Source organism: Arthrobacter sp. NEB 688 (genome assembly GCF_013201035.1).
GTDB lineage: Bacteria > Actinomycetota > Actinomycetes > Actinomycetales > Dermatophilaceae > Phycicoccus.
Map to the genome: position 1 here is coordinate 2,583,217 of NZ_CP053707.1, position 15,240 is coordinate 2,598,456.

The window sequence follows — 15,240 nt, forward strand, 5'->3', positions numbered from 1 at the left end:
TGTGAACGTTCAAACCGTCGGGCGGACGGTTGATTTGAACGATCAAATGGATAGGGTCGTCACTGTGCATCGACCTGACACCGGAAGTCAAGAGGCCGCCGTCGACCCCGAGCGCTCGCGCCAGCCGTGGCTGCACGAGCTGGAGGTCGCGGTCCGCGGGCCGGTGACCTGCCTCGCCACCCGCGACGGCGACGTCGACGCCGGCCGCGAGGGCGGCGAGGCGACCGGCCTGCTCGTCGACGACCGGCGCGTCGTGCACCGGCTCGTCCTGCGGGTCGACGGGCGCGCCCCGACCCCGGTCGTCGCCGCGAGCCGTGGTGGCACGACCGAGACCCTCGCCGTCGCGCGCCACCTCGGCGACCCCGGCCCCGACCCCACGGTCGAGGTCGCCCGCCACCGCGTGCTCACCGACCGCGGCCTCACCGAGTCCGTCGAGGTCCGCAACCGCTCGGCCGAGGCCGTCCGCTGCGTCGTCGAGCTGTTCGTCGCCGGTGACGGCGCCGACCTGCACGACATCAAGCACGGTGTGGCACAGCCTCGTCCGCTGCCGGTCCTCGTGACCGACGAGGTCGCCTCCTGGTCCGACGAGCGGCACGCGGTGAGCGTGCGCGGTGAGGGCGCCCTCGTGGCGACCGAGGGCGCCGACGCGGCGCTCCGGTGGTCGCTCGAGGTCCCGCCCGCCGGTGCGCGCACCGTCGTCGCCGAGGTCTCCGCCCGCCGCCTGGCCGCCACGGTCTTCGACGCCGACGCCGGGTCCGACGCCCTCGCGTTCGACGCCGTGCACGTCGAGGCCGGCGACGCGCGCCTGGCCCGGACGGTCCACGACGGCCTCGAGGACCTGCGCCACCTCGCGATGCGCGACCCGCTGGCCCCCGGCGACGTCTTCGCCGGCGCCGGCACCCCGTGGTACCTGACGCTCTTCGGCCGCGACGCGCTCTGGGCGGCCCGGCTCTCCCTCCCGTTCGGCACCGACCTCGCCCGGGGCACGCTGCGGGCGCTGGCCCGGCGCCAGGGCCGCGTCGACGACCCGGTGACGGCTGAGGCGCCGGGCAAGGTCCCGCACGAGATCCGACGCACGGCCTTCGGCAGCGAGGGCGGCATGGTCCTCCCGACGACGTACTACGGCACCGTCGACGCGACGCCCCTGTGGGTCTGCCTCCTCCACGACGCCTGGCGCTGGGGGATGGACGCCGCCGTCGTCCGCGAGCTCGAGCCGGCGCTGCACGCGGCGCTCGGGTGGATGGAGCGCGCGGCGGGGTCGAGCCCGGACGGCTTCCTGCGCTACCTCGACGAGACGGGCACCGGGCTGGCCAACCAGGGCTGGAAGGACTCCGGCGACTCCATGCGCGACGCCCGCGGGCGCATCGCCGAGGGGCCGATCGCCCTCGTCGAGACCCAGGCCTACGCGGTCGAGGCGGCCCGGGCCGCCGCCGACCTCCTCGAGCAGGTGCTCGGCGCGGACGGCGGGCGCTGGCGCGCCTGGAGCGAGGCGCTGGCCGCACGCGTCGACGCGTCGTTCTGGTCCGACACCGGCGGCCGCCGGGTGCTCGCGATGGCGCTCGACGGCCACGGCGCGCCGGTCGACGGCCTCGGCAGCAACATCGGCCACGTCCTCGGGACCGGCACGCTCGGCGAAGCGGGCGAGGCACGGGTCGCCGCGGCCCTCGCGAGCCCCGACCTGCTCGGCCCGCTGGGCGTCTCGACCCTCGCCCGGAGCAACCCGGCGTTCAACCCGATCGGGTACCACACGGGGTCGGTCTGGACCCACGACACCGCGATCTGCGGGCTCGGTCTCGCGCGGACCGGGTTCGGCGAGACCGCCGGTCACGTGGCGCGGGCCCTCGTCGACGTCGCCGCCGCGAGCGGCTACCGCTGGCCGGAGCTCTACGGCGCCGACCCGGTGCTGGGCCGCCCCGCTCCCTACCCGGCGAGCTGCCGCCCGCAGGCCTGGGCCGCGGCCAGCGCCGGGGCCCTGGTCTCGATGGTCCTCGGCCTGCGCGCCGACGTCCCCGGGGGCACCCTGCACCTCGCGCCGCTCGCCGACGCGCCCTTCGGTGCGCTGCACGTCCGCGGCCTGCGCCTCGGGGAGGCCCGGCTCGACGTCGAGGTCGACGCCGAGGGTCAGGTGCGACGGGTCGCCGCGCCCGACGGCATCACCGTCGAGGTGGGCTGACCCGCGCGGAGGTCGGCTTGCTAGCGTGACCGTCCGGCCGCGGCGGGGGACAGGCCCGTGCGGCGCGACGGAAGGACCGACCGTGCTCGACGTGCTCTGGGGACTCGGTGGGATGGCCGCCCTCCTGCTGGCCGCCGTCGCCATCTCGACCGACCGCCGGGCCATCCGCCCGCGGACCGTGGCCGCCGCCCTCGGCCTGCAGGTGCTCTTCGGGGTGCTCGTGCTCTACGTGCCCCCGGGGCGGGCGGCCCTCGACGCCGCCACGCGGGCCGTGCAGGCGGTCATCGACTCCTCGAAGGAGGGCATCGCCTTCCTCTTCGGCTCGCTCGTGCCCGAGGACGGGGTGGTCTTCGCGCTCCAGGTGCTGCCGGTCATCGTCTTCTTCGCGGCGCTGACCTCGGTGCTGTACCACTGGAAGGTCCTCCAGCGGGTCGTGCGCGTGCTCGGCTCGGGGCTGCACGTCCTCCTCGGCACCTCGCGCGCCGAGTCGGTCAACGCGGCGACCAACGTCTTCCTCGGGCAGACCGAGGCGCCCCTCGTCATCCGGCCCTACCTCGCGAGGATCTCGACCTCGAGCCTGTTCGCCGTGATGACCGGTGGCCTGGCCACGGTCGCCGGGTCGGTGCTCGTCGGGTACGCGCTGCTCGGCGCGGAGCTCGACCAGCTCATCGCGGCCGCGTTCATGGCCGCGCCGGGGGCCCTGCTCATGGCCAAGATCGTCGTGCCCGAGACCGAGAAGGTCGACGCCGACGGCGTGCCGGTGCCGGTCGGGGCCGGGGGCGGATCGGCGGCCGCCGGCGGCGACGCCCTGCCGGAGCCGCCCGAGCCCGAGGAGGAGGAGCACGTCAACGTCATCGACGCGGCGGCGAACGGCGCCGCCCAGGGGCTGAAGCTGGCGGCCAACATCGGCGCCATGCTGCTGGCCTTCATCTCGCTCATCGCCCTGGTCAACCTGCTGCTCGGCACGGTCGGCGGATGGTTCGGGCAGCCGGACCTCACCTTCGAGCAGCTGCTCGGCTGGCTCTTCGCGCCGGTGATGTTCCTCGTCGGCGTGCCGTGGGACGAGGCGGTGCGCGCAGGCAGCTTCGTCGGGCAGAAGACCGTCGTCAACGAGTTCGTCGCCTTCAGCAACTTCGGCCCGGTCGCCGACGAGTTCAGCGCGAAGACCAAGGCCATCGTCACCTTCGCGCTCACCGGGTTCGCCAACCTCGGCTCGCTGGCCATCCTGCTCGGAGGGCTCGGCGGGATGGCCCCGAACCGGCGCACCGAGATCGCCACCTACGGCGTGCGCTCCATCGCGGCGGCGACGCTGGCCAACCTCATGAGCGCGGCCATCGCCGGCGTCCTCCTCGGGTGAGGAGCCGCCCGCGAGGTCGGGCGGGTCAGGCCGGGTGCAGCCCGCACTCGGTCTTGCCGAAGCCGGCCCAGCGGCCGGAGCGCTCGTCGGCGCCCGCCTCGACGCGCTGGGTGCACGGCGCGCAGCCGATCGACGGGTAGCCGTCGGAGAGAAGCAGGTTGACCGGCACGCCGTGCTCGAAGGCGTAGGTGGTCACGTCGTCGCCGCTCCACGTGGCGAGCGGGTTGACCTTGACCAGCCCGAACGTCTCGTCGAACGTCACGATCGGGGTGTTCGCCCGGGTGGGGCCGTCCGCGCGGCGGACCCCGGTGGCCCAGCACTCGTAGTCGGCCAGGGCGAGGCGCAGCGGCTCCACCTTGCGCAGGCGGCAGCACTCGGCGGGGTCGCGCTCGAACAGGCGCGGGCCGACGCGGATGTCCTGCTGCGTCACGGACAGCCGCGGGCGCACGTCGACGACGGTGACGTCGAGCTCGTCGGCGACGCGCCGGCGCGTGTCGTAGGTCTCGGTGAAGTGGTAGCCGGTGTCGCCGAAGAGGACGTCGACGCCGGGCAGGTGCTGCGAGACGAGGTGGGGGAGCACGGCGTCCTGCATGCTGCTCGCGACGGCCAGGCCCTCGCCGAAGGCCTCGACGGCCCAGGCGACGACGTCGTCGGCGGCGGCGTCGTGGCCGAGCTCGCGGGCGCCCGACGCGGCGATGGCGCGCAGCGCGCCGGTGTCGCGGCGGTCGGAGGTGCGGGCGGTCGCGGTCATCGGAGCTCCTCCTCGTCGACCCGGTGGACCCAGGACGAGAACGACTCGCTGCCCTCGCGCTGGTCGAGGAAGCGACGGACCAGGCGCTCGACGAGGTCGGGCAGGTCGTCGGCGGTGACCCGCAGGCCGCGGACGGTGCGGCCGAGGCCGGCCTCGTCGCGGTCGGCGGAGGCGAGCCCGCCCCCGAGGTGCACCTGGAAGCCGGGCTGCTGCTCGCCGTCGACCGTCACGAGCTGGCCCTTGAGGCCGATGTCGGCGACCTGGATGCGGGCGCAGGAGTTCGGGCAGCCGTTGACGTTGAGGCTGATCGGGGTGTCGAGCGACGCCGTGACGTCGGCGAGCCGCTGCTCGAGCGCGGCGACGGTCGTGGCGGCCGTCGCCTTCGTCTCGACGATGGCGAGCTTGCAGTACTCGATGCCCGTGCAGGCCATCGTGTTGCGTCGGAACGGGCTGGGGGACACCGAGAGCCCGAGCTCCTCGAGCCCGGCGACGAACCCGTCCAGGCGCTCCGGGGCGACGTCGAGGACGACGAGCTTCTGGTGCGGCGTGAAGCGCACGCGGTCGGTGCCGGCGGTCTCCATGAGCCCGGCGAGCCCGGCGAGGACGTCGCCGCTGACGCGGCCGACGACCGGGGCGGCGCCGACGTAGTGGTTGCCGTCCTTCTGGAGGTGGACGCCGACGTGGTCGCCCGGCGTCGTCGGCGTGGGCGGGGGAGGGCCGTCGGGCAGGGCGTACCCGAGGTAGTCCTCCTCGAGGACGCGGCGGAACTCGACCGGCCCCCACTCGGCGAGGAGGAACTTCAGGCGGGCCTTGGTGCGCAGGCGGCGGTAGCCGTGGTCGCGGAAGATCCGGATGACGCCGAACCACACGTCGGCGGCCTGCTCCTCGGTGACGAACACCCCGAGGCGCTCGGCGAGCCGGGGGGCGGTCGAGAGGCCGCCGCCGACCCAGAGGTCGTAGCCGGCGCCGAGCTCGGGGTGGACGACGCCGACGAGCGAGATGTCGTTGATCTCGTGGACGACGTCGAGGCTCGGGTGCCCGGTGACGGCCGACTTGAACTTGCGCGGGAGGTTGGCGAGGTCGGGGTCGCCGACGAACCGGGAGACGATCTCGTCGATGACCGGCGTCGGGTCGATGACCTCGTCGGCGGCGATGCCGGCGAGCGGGCTGCCGAGGACGACGCGCGGGGTGTCGCCGCACGCCTCGGTCGTCTGGAGGCCGACGGCCTCGAGGCGGCGCCAGATCTCGGGCACGTCCTCGACGCGGATCCAGTGGTACTGGATGTTCTGCCGGTCGCTGATGTCGGCGGTGCCGCGGGCGAACTCCTGCGAGATCTCGGCGACGACGCGCAGCTGCGCGAGGGTGAGGGCGCCGCCGTCGAGGCGGATGCGGAGCATGAAGTACTCGTCGGACAGCTCGGTGTCGGACAGCTGCGCGGTGCGCCCGCCGTCGATGCCGGGGCGGCGCTGGGTGTACAGGCCCCACCAGCGGAAGCGCCCGGCGAGGTCCTCGGGCGGGATGGACCCGAAGCCGTCGCGGCTGTAGACGGTCTCGATGCGCTCGCGCACCGACAGGCCGCCCTCCTCCTGCTTCCACACCTCGTTGGCGTTGAGCGGCTCGCGGCCGTCGACGGCCCACTGCCCGTTGGACCGCCCGGTGCGGGGCGGTCGCAGCGCGCGCGACGGGGTGGAATCGGTGGTGGTCATGAGGTCCTCACGCAGGGGGGTGATCACGTCTGGTTCTCCAAGGTATAACACTCCATTATCACCGCCACCGGGGTCCACCATGTGGTCGGGGTCGGTATCATCGAACACGTGTTCGACGACGTGGCCCCGGGTGGTGGCCCCCCGCTGCGCGCCGGCACCCCGGCCGCCCCGGTGCGCCAGCGCTCCGGGGCCGGCGCGACGGGGGCCGGGGGGCCGCCCGGGTGGCCGCAGGGGGTCCCGCCACCGGGCACGCGGGGATGGGAGCAGCGCGCCGTCGCCTGGCTGCTCGACCACTGCCCGCCGGACTACCGGCTCTACCCGGCGTGGCGGCGCCACCCGGTCGCGCTCGCCTGGCTCGCCGTGCGCCACCTCGACGCCCAGCTCGATGCGATGCGCTCCTCCTACCGCGAGGTGCGGGTCGCGCTCGTCGACGACATCGGCCCCGAGGGCGTGACGCAGGTGCTCGCCGACCTCGAGTGCGAGGGGGTGCGCCTGGTCGCGGCCCGTCGCGCGGCCGGGCTGCTGCTCGACGGCCTGCGCGGCCTCGAGTTCGTCCCCCGCCTCTGACCATGGGCCGGGTCGGGCATGGGAGGCCCACTCCTCGACGAAGAGGTGCTGACGCCCCCGCCTCGCCGCGGCATGAGCGGGCCCGTCGGCCCGCCGCGGACGTTGCACGATGCCGCAGCAGTTGCCAGGCCATCGTGCAACGTCGCTGTCGTCACGGTCATGGCGCGGACGTCGGCTGGTGACGGGGATGCAACCCCGCCATCTGCCGCTTTCCCCGCCATCACTGGGATGACGGGGAACCTCGCGCTCATCGGCACGTGCGCACACGCGGCGGCCCGTCGCGCGGCCGGGCCGCTACTCGACGGCCTGCGCGGCCTCGAGTTCGCCCCCCGGCTCTAGGAGCGCTCGGCGAGCATCTGCTCCATCAACGTGATCTCGGCCGTCTGCGCGCGGCTGATGGCGCCGGCGAGGGTGCGGACCTCGTCGGTCCGGGCGTCGGCCAGGGCGGCGTCGGCCATCTGCACCCCGCCGCGGTGGTGGGCGATCATCAGCCGCAGGAAGAGCCGCTCGGCCTCGACGCCGCGGGCGGCCCGCAGCTCGTCGAGCTGGGCGGGCGTCGCCATCCCGGGCATCCCGTCGCCGGAGGCGCCGTGGGCGGCGTGCTCGCCGCCGACCCAGGCCATCGGGGCGCGCGAGGCGGTCTGCGGCAGCCCCCACTGGACGAGCCACCCGTACATCTGGCCGGCCTGCTGCTGCTGGCTCGTGATGATGTCGAAGGCGAGCGTGCGCACCGCCTCGTCCGTCGTGTCGTCCCGGACCGCGAAGGCCATCTCGACGGCCTGGAGGTGGTGGGTCTGCATGTCACGGGCGAACCCGGCGTCCGCGCCGAAGTCGGTGACCTGCGTCGTCGAGGTCAGCCGGGTCACCGCCGCCGTGCCACCCACCCCGGCGAGGAGGGCGAGCACCGCGACGAGGACGAGGACCGCGCGGGGCCGAGCCGGGGAGGTCACGAGGTCGGCTGGTCGCCGGCGCCGGTCTGCGGGAGGGTGCCGTCGCTGCCGCCGGTGCACGCCGCGCCGGGCTCGGGCGTCTGCGGGCCCTGGCGGTACTCGCGCACGAACTCGTCGAGGCGGGCGTCGTCGACCCCGGTGAGGTCGAGCTGCTTGCCCCACGCGGAGGCGACGACCGGGGCGCGCAGGCCGTCGACGGGGGAGACGACCATGTAGGTGTCGGGGACACGGTCGACGAGCGTCTCCACCTGCGCCGCCGGCAGGTCCGAGCGGTAGGTGACCCACACGGCGCCGTGCTCGAGGGAGTGGACGGCCAGCTCGTTCGGCACCGGCTGCGGGTAGACGCCGCAGTTGAGCCAGACCGGGTTGTGGTCACCGCCGACCGGCGGGGTCTGCGCGTAGGTGACGGGGGTCGTCACGTGGTTGGCGGTGATGTCGTCGTAGCTCTTGACCGCGTCGAGGGTCGGGCGCGAGGAGGTGTCGCGCCAGATGGTGACGCCCACCGTCGCGACGATGGCGAGGACGAGGAACGAGACCCCGCCGACGACGAGGAGGCGCGAGCGGCGCTCCTTGGCGCGCTGGGTCTTCTGCACCTCGGCGAGGGCGCGGGCGCGGGACGACGAGGGCACAGGGAGCCTCCTGGGACGGGTCCACCGGGTGGTGGACGGTTCAACCATCTCCAGCGTCCCGCGGAGCCCGTGAGTTCCCGCTGCGTGGAGGTCTCGTGGAGATCCTTCCCACCCCGCCCCGTGGTGCCGGTGGGCCCCACCCCAGCACCTAGACTCGTCGGGTTACCCGGACTTCAGGACAGGACGAGGAGGTAGGCGCCGTGAGCCTGCTGGAACGGATCGCCGGCCCCCGCGACCTCAAGGCGCTGCCCGCGGACCGGCTGCCCGAGCTCGCCGCGGAGATCCGCGCCTTCCTCGTCGAGCAGGTCTCGCGCACCGGCGGCCACCTCGGGCCCAACCTCGGCGTCGTCGAGCTGACCATCGCGATCCACCGGGTCTTCGACAGCCCCCACGACGCGGTGGTCCTCGACACCGGCCACCAGTCCTACGTCCACAAGCTGCTCACCGGCCGCCAGGACTTCTCGGGCCTGCGCACCGAGGGCGGCCTGTCCGGCTACCCCAGCCGCGCCGAGTCGCCGCACGACGTCGTCGAGAACTCGCACGCCTCGACCTCGCTCTCGTGGGCGCACGGCATCGCCGCCGGCCGGGTCGTGCGCGGCGAGCGCAACCGGCACACCGTCGCGGTCATCGGCGACGGCGCGCTGACCGGCGGCATGGCGTGGGAGGCCATCAACAACATCGCGGCCGAGCAGGACCTGCCGCTCGTCATCGTCGTCAACGACAACGAGCGCTCGTACGCCCCGACCCGTGGCGGCCTGGCCGACCACCTCTCGACGCTGCGCACGACCCGTGGCTACGAGCGCTTCCTCGACTGGGGCAAGCGCAACGTCTCGCGCACGCCGGTCGTCGGTGGTGCGATGTACGAGACGCTCCACGGCGTCAAGAAGGGCATCAAGGACATCGTCGCCCCGCAGGGGATGTTCGAGGACCTCGGCCTCAAGTACGTCGGCCCGATCGACGGCCACGACGAGCCCGCGCTCGAGGCGGCGCTGCGCAAGGCCAAGGCCTTCGGCGGGCCGGTGCTCGTCCACGTCATCACCCAGAAGGGACGCGGCTACGACCCCGCCGTCTCCGACGAGGCCGACCAGTTCCACGCCGTCGGCGTCATCAACCCCGAGACCGGGCTGCCCCTCGAGATCGCCGGCCGCAGCTGGACCGACGAGTTCTCCGACACGATGGTGCAGATCGGCGAGGAGCGGCCCGACGTCGTCGCCCTCACCGCCGCGATGATGATGCCGGTCGGGCTCCAGCCGTTCGCCGAGCGCTTCCCCGAGCGCACGTTCGACGTCGGCATCGCCGAGCAGCACGCCCTGACGATGTCCGCGGGCCTCGCGTTCTCCGGGCTGCACCCCGTCGTCGCCGTCTACGCGACCTTCCTCAACCGCGCCTTCGACCAGCTCCTCATGGACGCCGCGCTGCACCGGGCCGGCGTCACCGTCGTCCTCGACCGCTCGGGCGTCACCGGGCCGGACGGCGCCTCGCACCACGGCATGTGGGACATGACGATCTCCGGCGTCGTGCCCGGGCTGCACCTCGCGGCCCCGCGCGACGGCCAGCAGGTGGGGCTCGCCGTGCGCGCGGCCGTCGACATCGCCGACGCGCCGTCGGTCGTCCGCTTCCCGAAGGGCACCGTGGGGGAGCCGCTCACCGCCGTGCGCACCGTCGACGGCGTCGACGTCCTGTCCGAGCCCGACGAGGGTGAGGTCGACCTGCTGCTCGTCGGCATCGGCTCGATGGTCGCCACTGCGCTCGCGGCCGCCGAGAAGCTGGCCGCCGAGGGGCACCGCGTGCGCGTCGTCGACCCGGTCTGGGCGCTGCCCGTCCCGTTCGCGCTGACCTCGCTGGCCGGCGTCGCCGGTCGGGTCGCCGTCGTCGAGGACAACGTCGTCGTCGGGGGCATCGGCACCCAGGTGGTCCAGGCCCTGCGCGACGCCGGCCTCGTGGTGCCCGTCGACACCTTCGGCCTCCCGAAGCGCTTCCTCGACCACGCCTCGCGCGGACGGGTGCTCGACGCGGTCGGGCTCACCCCGGACGCGGTCGCCTCCGCCCTGCGCGAGCGCCTGGCCTGACCGGCGCCGTGGACAGCCGCCGCGACGAGGTCCGCGCCGCCTACGACGCGATCGCCGAGGACTACGCGGCGACCTTCCCGTCGACCGAGCCCGAGGCCCCGGTCGACCTCGCGATGCTCGACCACTTCGTCGGCCGGGTCGTCGCCGCCGGTGGGTCCCGGGTGCTCGACGCCGGTTGCGGTTCCGGGCGGATCGCCCGCTACCTGACCGACCGTGGCCTCTCGGTGCTCGGGGTCGACCTCTCGCCGGGGATGCTCGCGATGGCCCGGCGCGACCACCCCGACCTCGAGCTGCGCGAGGGGTCGATCACCGCGCTGCCGGTCGACGACGCCTCCGTCGACGGTGTCGCGTTCTGGTACAGCCTGATCCACCTCACCGACGACGAGCTGCCGGTGGCGCTGGCCGAGGCCGTGCGGGTGCTGCGGCCCGGTGGGCACGTGGTGCTGGCGTTCCAGAAGGGGGACGGCATCCACGACGTCGGCGCCGGCCTGCGCGAGCGCGGGCACGACGTCTCGCTCGTGCGGTGGCACCGCGGCACCAAGCAGGTGCTGGACGCGCTGGCGGAGGCCGGCTTCGTCAAGGAGGCCCGGCTCGTCCGCGAGCCGGTGGGCCGCGAGCGGCACGCCCAGGCGTTCGTCCTCGCCCGCTTGCCCTGACGCCGGGCCCCGACGCGCGGTACGTTCTGCGACAGTCCACGTCAGGGGGAGCCATGAGCCGGTCCACGACGCTGCGCGCGACCGGTGCGGCGGCGCTCGCGCTGGTCGCCTCCCTCGTCACGGGGTGCGGCGCCACCGAGAGCACGTCCGGTGCGTCGTCGTCGCCGTCCGCGAGCCGGGGTCCCAGCGCGAGCGCGACCGTCGCGACGGTGGACCTCGGCCCCGACCCCGGTGCCGCGCAGTACCGCTCGCTCGACCTGTGCGCGATGGTCGACGTCGACGCGGTCCTCGCCGAGGCCGGACCGGACTGGGCGAGCGCCACGCTCTCCGGCAGCGGACCGGGCGCGTGCGTCCTGACCGGGTCGCGGGGGTGGGTGGCCTGGCGCGTCTCGGCGACCCGCGCGGACCTCCCGACGAGCGTCGTCGGACCGGTCCCGGCGAGCGACACCGTCAGGACCTCGCCGGCCGGAACGGTCGTCACCGACGCGCAGTGCGGGCAGGCCCACGTCGTCTCGGGCGGCTACGTCATCGCCGTCGACACCCCGCCGGTGGTCAGCGGCGGCTGCGCGATCCTCGAGACCGTCACCGACGCCGTCCGCGCCTCGCTCTCCGCGGGTCCGCCGCGACGGAGCACGCCCGCCGGGTCGGTCTCGGTCGATGACCTCTGCCGGCGCTTCGCGACCGCCACCGAGCTCGGTGCGGGGGTGGCCGACACGGTCCGGCCGACGACCGCGGACTCGCGGGCGTGCGAGGCCCGCACGTCCACCGGGGCCGTCCTGACCCTGGGGACCGGTCTGGGCCCGCTGTCCCTGCAGAAGTACACGCGGGAGGAGCGACCCCGCGACGGCGAGGTGCTCGTCGACGAGTCCGAGTGCACGGCCGTGGGACGCGTCGACGAGGGCTCCGGCGCAGGGGTCCCGGACCCCTACTGGGTCACCCTGGCGCTCGCGATGCCGGACGGCGCCGCGTGCCCGGCCGGGGGCGGCGGGCTCGTGCACGACGCGGTCGAGCAGCTGCTGGCGGCCGACGGGCCGGCCACCACCTCGGCGACGCCATGATCCGCATCGGGGCGATCGTCGTGCACACCGCCGACACCGCTCGGGCCGGCGCGTTCTGGGGTGAGGCGCTCGACTACGAGCGCGGGTCGAACCCGGACTTCCTCGCTCCTCGAGAGGGTGGGGCGAGCCGTCTGCACCTCGACGGCACGGACCGCACGCACCTGGACCTGTGGGTCGACAGCGCCGCCGAGCAGCGCTCCGAGGTCGAGCGCCTCGTCGGGCTCGGGGCGGAGCGGGTGCCGTGGGACTACCCCGAGGACGCCGACTTCGTCGTGCTCGCGGACCCCACGGGGACGCTGTTCTGCGTCGTCGACGTCAGCCGGTAGTCCGCCGGGACGGGTCGGCGCCGCCGACGCCGGTGGCCGTCACGAGGTGCAGGCGCTGGACCTCGACGCCCGTGACGACGTCGTCGACCCGGTCGAGGAAGGCCCGCGTCGTGGGCTGCGACTCGTGCTCGGCCAGGGAGTCCTCGTCCGCGTACAGCTCGTAGAAGACGCGGACGTCGGGCTCGCCGACCGGCTCGTGCACCGCGTAGGCCAGCGTGCGGGGCTCGTGGGCCGCGATGCCCGCGACCGTGTCGCGCATCATCGCGTCGAAGTCCGCGGCCCGCCCGGGCCGGAGCGCGAAACGGACGACCAGGGCGTACTGGGTCATGTCTTCCTCCTCGGGACGCACCGACCCTCTCACGTCCGAGCACCGCCGCACGGGGGAGACTGGGGCCGTGTCGACCGTGAGCATCCCGTGGTCCGAGGGGTCGTGGACCCACGAGCCCGTGCGCGCCGAGGTCGACGGCCAGGACCTCCTCGTGACGGCGTCCGAGGGGTCGGACGCGTGGCGGACCACCTCGTACGGGTTCGTCCACGACTCGGAGCACGCCCTCCTGCGTCCCCTCGACCCGGACCGCGCGGTCGAGGTGACCTTCACGGTGGCCTTCACCGACCAGTTCGACCAGGCCGGCGTGTTCCTGCGCGCCTCACCGACGCAGTGGGTCAAGGCCGGGGTCGAGTTCGTCGACGGCGTCCCGTGCGTCGGGGTGGTCGCCACCCGCGACCGCTCGGACTGGTCCGCCTTCCCGGTCCCCGACTGGGCGGGGCGCCGGGTGACGGTGCGCGCCAGCCGAACCGGGGACGCGGTCACCGTCCGCGCGAAGGTCGAGGGCGAGCCCTTCGTCATGATCCGGGTGCTGCCGCTCGACGAGGACCTGGCGGTGGAGGCGGGTCCGTTCGTCTGCGCGCCCACCCGCCCCGGGCTCACCGTCCGCCTCCACGCGTGGCGCGTCACCCCGGCGGACGCCACCCTGCACTGACTCGGCGCCAGGGCTGATGGGGGAGACCTCAGCCGATGCCGGAGCCCTCGAAGTCCTCGGGCGTGAACTCGCGAGGCTCGACGAGGACCATCCAGTTGCCCGAGTTGTCCCGCATGAGCGCCTCCACGCCGTAGGGGCGCTCCTGCGCCTCCTGGAGGAACTCGACGCCCTTGGCCCGCAGCTCCTCCACCGTCCGCCGGCAGTCGTCGACCTGCAGGCCGACGCCCGGGAGGCCGCCGTCGCGCTGGGCCCGCTGCATGGCGGCGATGAGCTCGTCGGACAGCGGCTTGCTCGGGGTCGTCAGGTGCAGGGAGAGCTCGGGCTGCGACGGGTGGGTCACGGTGACCCAGCGGAAGTCCTCGCCGAGGGTGATGTCGTCCTGCGGCGTGAACCCGAGGACGTCGGTGTAGAAGGCGAGGGACTCGTCGAGGTCCTGGACCCAGACGGACACGAGGGAGACGTTGGTGATCATGGCTCGACGTTACGAGCCGACGTCAGCCCGACGCTTCTCCCGGATTGCTCGTCCTCGGTCTCGCCCCCGTCGGCTCGCGCCGCTCGACGAGGCCGGTCATGAACACCCAGCACCCCGGGATGCGCGGAGCCCCCTCGCGGGCGTAGCGGCTCTGGAAGTCGCGGGGCGTCTCGCCGACGACCTCGCGGAATCGCGCCGAGAAGGACCCGAGGCTCGAGTAGCCGACGGCGTGGCAGACCTCCGTCACCGTGAGGTTCGTCGTGCGCAGCAGGTCCTGCGCCCGCTCGACGCGGCGCTCGCCGAGGTAGGCCACCGGCGTCGTGCCGTACACGGCCGCGAAGCTGCGCACGAAGTGGAACTTGCTCATGAGGGCGGTCGCGGCGAGCAGCTCGAGGTCGAGGTCCTCGGCGAAGCGCCGGTCGATGACGTCGCGCGCCCGGCGCAGGTGCACCAGCGCGTCGCCCGGGACCCGCCGTTGCTCCTTCGCCACACGCACCACCGTACGGCGGAGATGGTGGGGCCTTCCGCCCGACCGGCGCGCGGTCCACACTGGGAGGGCCGAACGAGAGGGGTATCGAGATGGTCGACGCACTGCGAGCGCTCCCCACCCCGGCTCGCCACGCCGTCACCGGCGCAGTGGTCGTCGGTCTGCTCGGAGCCCTGGTCGGCCTCGTCCTGGGCCTGGTCGCCTACCCACCCACCGCGTGGTTCGCCGTCCTCGAGGTCGGTGTGCCGGCCTGCCTGCTCGGATTCGTCGGCGGGCTGGTCACCGGTCTTCTCGCCCGGGCCTCGTCCTCACGAGCCGCACCGACCGGTTGACGCAGCGGAGGTCGGGCGGTGTCCACTGTGCTCCCGCCCGGTCGACGAGTCCGGACCCTAGATGCCCTTGAGGAAGTCCGGGTCGTCGTCCGGCCCGCGGGAGCGGCGTCGTTCCTGCTCGCGGCGCCACTCCTGGTCGAGACGGTGGTCCTCCCAGCGCTGCTGCTGGGTGCGTCCCGTCCAGGTGTCCCGGGTGGGTCGGCCGGCGACCAGCCACGCCACGCCCCCGACGATCGGGAAGAGCAGGATGATGAGGATCCACGCCATCTTCGGCAGGTTGCGCATGACCAGCTCGTCGGTCTGGATGGCGTCGATGAGGCAGTAGACCGTCAACGCCACTTCGAGCAGCACCGGCAGGTAGCGGATCATCGCGGCATCGTCGCACCTCGGCGGGTGCGGCGTCACGCGATCGGGGGAGAGGCCGACGGGGACGCCGATTTCCGTCCCGGCCCTGGCCGGGCCCGGCCGAGGAGCCGCGGCCTCAGAGCCGGTCGAGCACCTTGCTGACCAGGTAGACGAGTGCGCCGAGGGCCACGGACGTGGCGGTCACCGCAGCCCCGATCGCGAGGGAGCCCTCGTCGGAGAGGGCCAGCCACAGGCCGATCACCGTCCCCACGGCGGCGGCCAGCAGCCCGAGCCACACGACGCCGTAGATGCGCGAGTCCGCGGCGTCGAGCACGCGCGACTCGTCCCCTTCGACAGAACCGGCCATGGTCGGAGCGTAGGC

General features: G+C 74.2%; 18 protein-coding genes. 9 read left to right on the top strand and 9 right to left on the bottom strand.

Annotated elements, in window-relative coordinates:
- Window positions 1–64: 64 nt before the first annotated feature.
- Together HL663_RS12060 and HL663_RS12065 are read left to right on the top strand one after the other, a co-directional pair.
- On the top strand, window positions 65–2,173 hold the full coding sequence (locus tag HL663_RS12060) for a glycogen debranching N-terminal domain-containing protein (protein WP_173028613.1): 2,109 nt from the start codon (window positions 65–67) through the stop codon (window positions 2,171–2,173).
- An 82-nt stretch (window positions 2,174–2,255) separates the two neighbouring features.
- The gene (locus HL663_RS12065; RefSeq protein ID WP_286175585.1) at window positions 2,256–3,530 is read left to right on the top strand and encodes a NupC/NupG family nucleoside CNT transporter; all 1,275 of its coding nucleotides are present in this window, start codon (window positions 2,256–2,258) and stop codon (window positions 3,528–3,530) included.
- 25 nt (window positions 3,531–3,555) lie between these two features.
- Here the strand turns inward: HL663_RS12065 and HL663_RS12070 are convergent, their stop codons facing one another.
- Together HL663_RS12070 and HL663_RS12075 are read right to left on the bottom strand one after the other, a co-directional pair.
- The gene (locus tag HL663_RS12070; RefSeq protein ID WP_173028614.1) at window positions 3,556–4,281 is read right to left on the bottom strand and encodes a phosphoadenylyl-sulfate reductase; all 726 of its coding nucleotides are present in this window, start codon (window positions 4,279–4,281) and stop codon (window positions 3,556–3,558) included.
- Entirely contained in the window at window positions 4,278–5,987 is a 1,710-nt protein-coding gene (locus tag HL663_RS12075; RefSeq protein WP_173030145.1) for a nitrite/sulfite reductase, read from the bottom strand. The genes HL663_RS12070 and HL663_RS12075 overlap by 4 nt, the downstream gene beginning before the upstream one ends.
- A gap of 108 nt (window positions 5,988–6,095) precedes the next feature.
- Between HL663_RS12075 and HL663_RS19380 the strand changes: the two genes are divergently transcribed.
- Window positions 6,096–6,554, top strand: a complete 459-nt coding sequence (locus HL663_RS19380) for a hypothetical protein (RefSeq protein ID WP_286175586.1) — start codon at window positions 6,096–6,098, stop codon at window positions 6,552–6,554.
- A gap of 335 nt (window positions 6,555–6,889) precedes the next feature.
- Here HL663_RS19380 and HL663_RS12085 read toward each other — a convergent pair whose 3' ends face one another.
- Together HL663_RS12085 and HL663_RS12090 are read right to left on the bottom strand one after the other, a co-directional pair.
- Window positions 6,890–7,504 (bottom strand): DUF305 domain-containing protein, encoded by a 615-nt coding sequence (locus HL663_RS12085; RefSeq protein ID WP_216842556.1) that lies wholly within the window; start codon window positions 7,502–7,504, stop codon window positions 6,890–6,892.
- Window positions 7,501–8,133: a thioredoxin-like domain-containing protein gene (locus HL663_RS12090; RefSeq protein ID WP_286175587.1), complete on the bottom strand. Its 633-nt coding sequence runs from the start codon at window positions 8,131–8,133 to the stop codon at window positions 7,501–7,503. The genes HL663_RS12085 and HL663_RS12090 overlap by 4 nt, the downstream gene beginning before the upstream one ends.
- A 200-nt stretch (window positions 8,134–8,333) precedes the next feature.
- Between HL663_RS12090 and dxs the strand changes: the two genes are divergently transcribed.
- From dxs to HL663_RS12110, 4 genes are read left to right on the top strand one after another with little or no spacing between them, the layout of a single operon-like run.
- Window positions 8,334–10,202 carry a 1-deoxy-D-xylulose-5-phosphate synthase gene (gene dxs, locus HL663_RS12095; protein ID WP_173028617.1) on the top strand — a complete coding sequence of 623 codons (1,869 nt, stop codon included), beginning with the start codon at window positions 8,334–8,336 and terminating at the stop codon, window positions 10,200–10,202.
- Window positions 10,203–10,210: 8 nt separating this feature from the next.
- On the top strand, window positions 10,211–10,858 hold the full coding sequence (locus HL663_RS12100; protein WP_286175588.1) for a class I SAM-dependent DNA methyltransferase: 648 nt from the start codon (window positions 10,211–10,213) through the stop codon (window positions 10,856–10,858).
- Between the two features lie 53 nt (window positions 10,859–10,911).
- Window positions 10,912–11,916 carry a hypothetical protein gene (locus HL663_RS12105; protein WP_173028618.1) on the top strand — a complete coding sequence of 335 codons (1,005 nt, stop codon included), beginning with the start codon at window positions 10,912–10,914 and terminating at the stop codon, window positions 11,914–11,916.
- On the top strand, window positions 11,913–12,242 hold the full coding sequence (locus HL663_RS12110; protein WP_173028619.1) for a VOC family protein: 330 nt from the start codon (window positions 11,913–11,915) through the stop codon (window positions 12,240–12,242). The genes HL663_RS12105 and HL663_RS12110 overlap by 4 nt, the downstream gene beginning before the upstream one ends.
- On the opposite strand, the gene HL663_RS12115 is transcribed toward HL663_RS12110, so the two are convergent.
- Window positions 12,232–12,570 carry a putative quinol monooxygenase gene (locus tag HL663_RS12115; RefSeq protein ID WP_173028620.1) on the bottom strand — a complete coding sequence of 113 codons (339 nt, stop codon included), beginning with the start codon at window positions 12,568–12,570 and terminating at the stop codon, window positions 12,232–12,234. The genes HL663_RS12110 and HL663_RS12115 overlap by 11 nt on opposite strands.
- A gap of 67 nt (window positions 12,571–12,637) precedes the next feature.
- Here HL663_RS12115 and HL663_RS12120 point away from each other — a divergent pair, with 67 nt between their 5' ends.
- Window positions 12,638–13,222 carry a DUF1349 domain-containing protein gene (locus HL663_RS12120; RefSeq protein ID WP_286175590.1) on the top strand — a complete coding sequence of 195 codons (585 nt, stop codon included), beginning with the start codon at window positions 12,638–12,640 and terminating at the stop codon, window positions 13,220–13,222.
- Between the two features lie 28 nt (window positions 13,223–13,250).
- On the opposite strand, the gene HL663_RS12125 is transcribed toward HL663_RS12120, so the two are convergent.
- Both HL663_RS12125 and HL663_RS12130 read right to left on the bottom strand, forming a co-directional pair.
- Entirely contained in the window at window positions 13,251–13,694 is a 444-nt protein-coding gene (locus tag HL663_RS12125; RefSeq protein ID WP_173028622.1) for a VOC family protein, read from the bottom strand.
- Between the two features lie 22 nt (window positions 13,695–13,716).
- The gene (locus HL663_RS12130; protein ID WP_173028623.1) at window positions 13,717–14,184 is read right to left on the bottom strand and encodes a helix-turn-helix transcriptional regulator; all 468 of its coding nucleotides are present in this window, start codon (window positions 14,182–14,184) and stop codon (window positions 13,717–13,719) included.
- A gap of 89 nt (window positions 14,185–14,273) precedes the next feature.
- On the opposite strand from HL663_RS12130, the gene HL663_RS12135 reads away from it, so the two are divergent.
- Entirely contained in the window at window positions 14,274–14,513 is a 240-nt protein-coding gene (locus HL663_RS12135; RefSeq protein WP_173028624.1) for a hypothetical protein, read from the top strand.
- Window positions 14,514–14,570: 57 nt separating this feature from the next.
- Here the strand turns inward: HL663_RS12135 and HL663_RS12140 are convergent, their stop codons facing one another.
- Together HL663_RS12140 and HL663_RS12145 are read right to left on the bottom strand one after the other, a co-directional pair.
- Window positions 14,571–14,882 (bottom strand): PLD nuclease N-terminal domain-containing protein, encoded by a 312-nt coding sequence (locus tag HL663_RS12140; protein WP_173028625.1) that lies wholly within the window; start codon window positions 14,880–14,882, stop codon window positions 14,571–14,573.
- A 112-nt stretch (window positions 14,883–14,994) separates the two neighbouring features.
- A complete protein-coding gene (locus HL663_RS12145) occupies window positions 14,995–15,225 on the bottom strand; it encodes a hypothetical protein (RefSeq protein WP_173028626.1) in 231 nt (76 codons plus the stop codon).
- Between the last annotated feature and the right edge of the window lie 15 nt (window positions 15,226–15,240).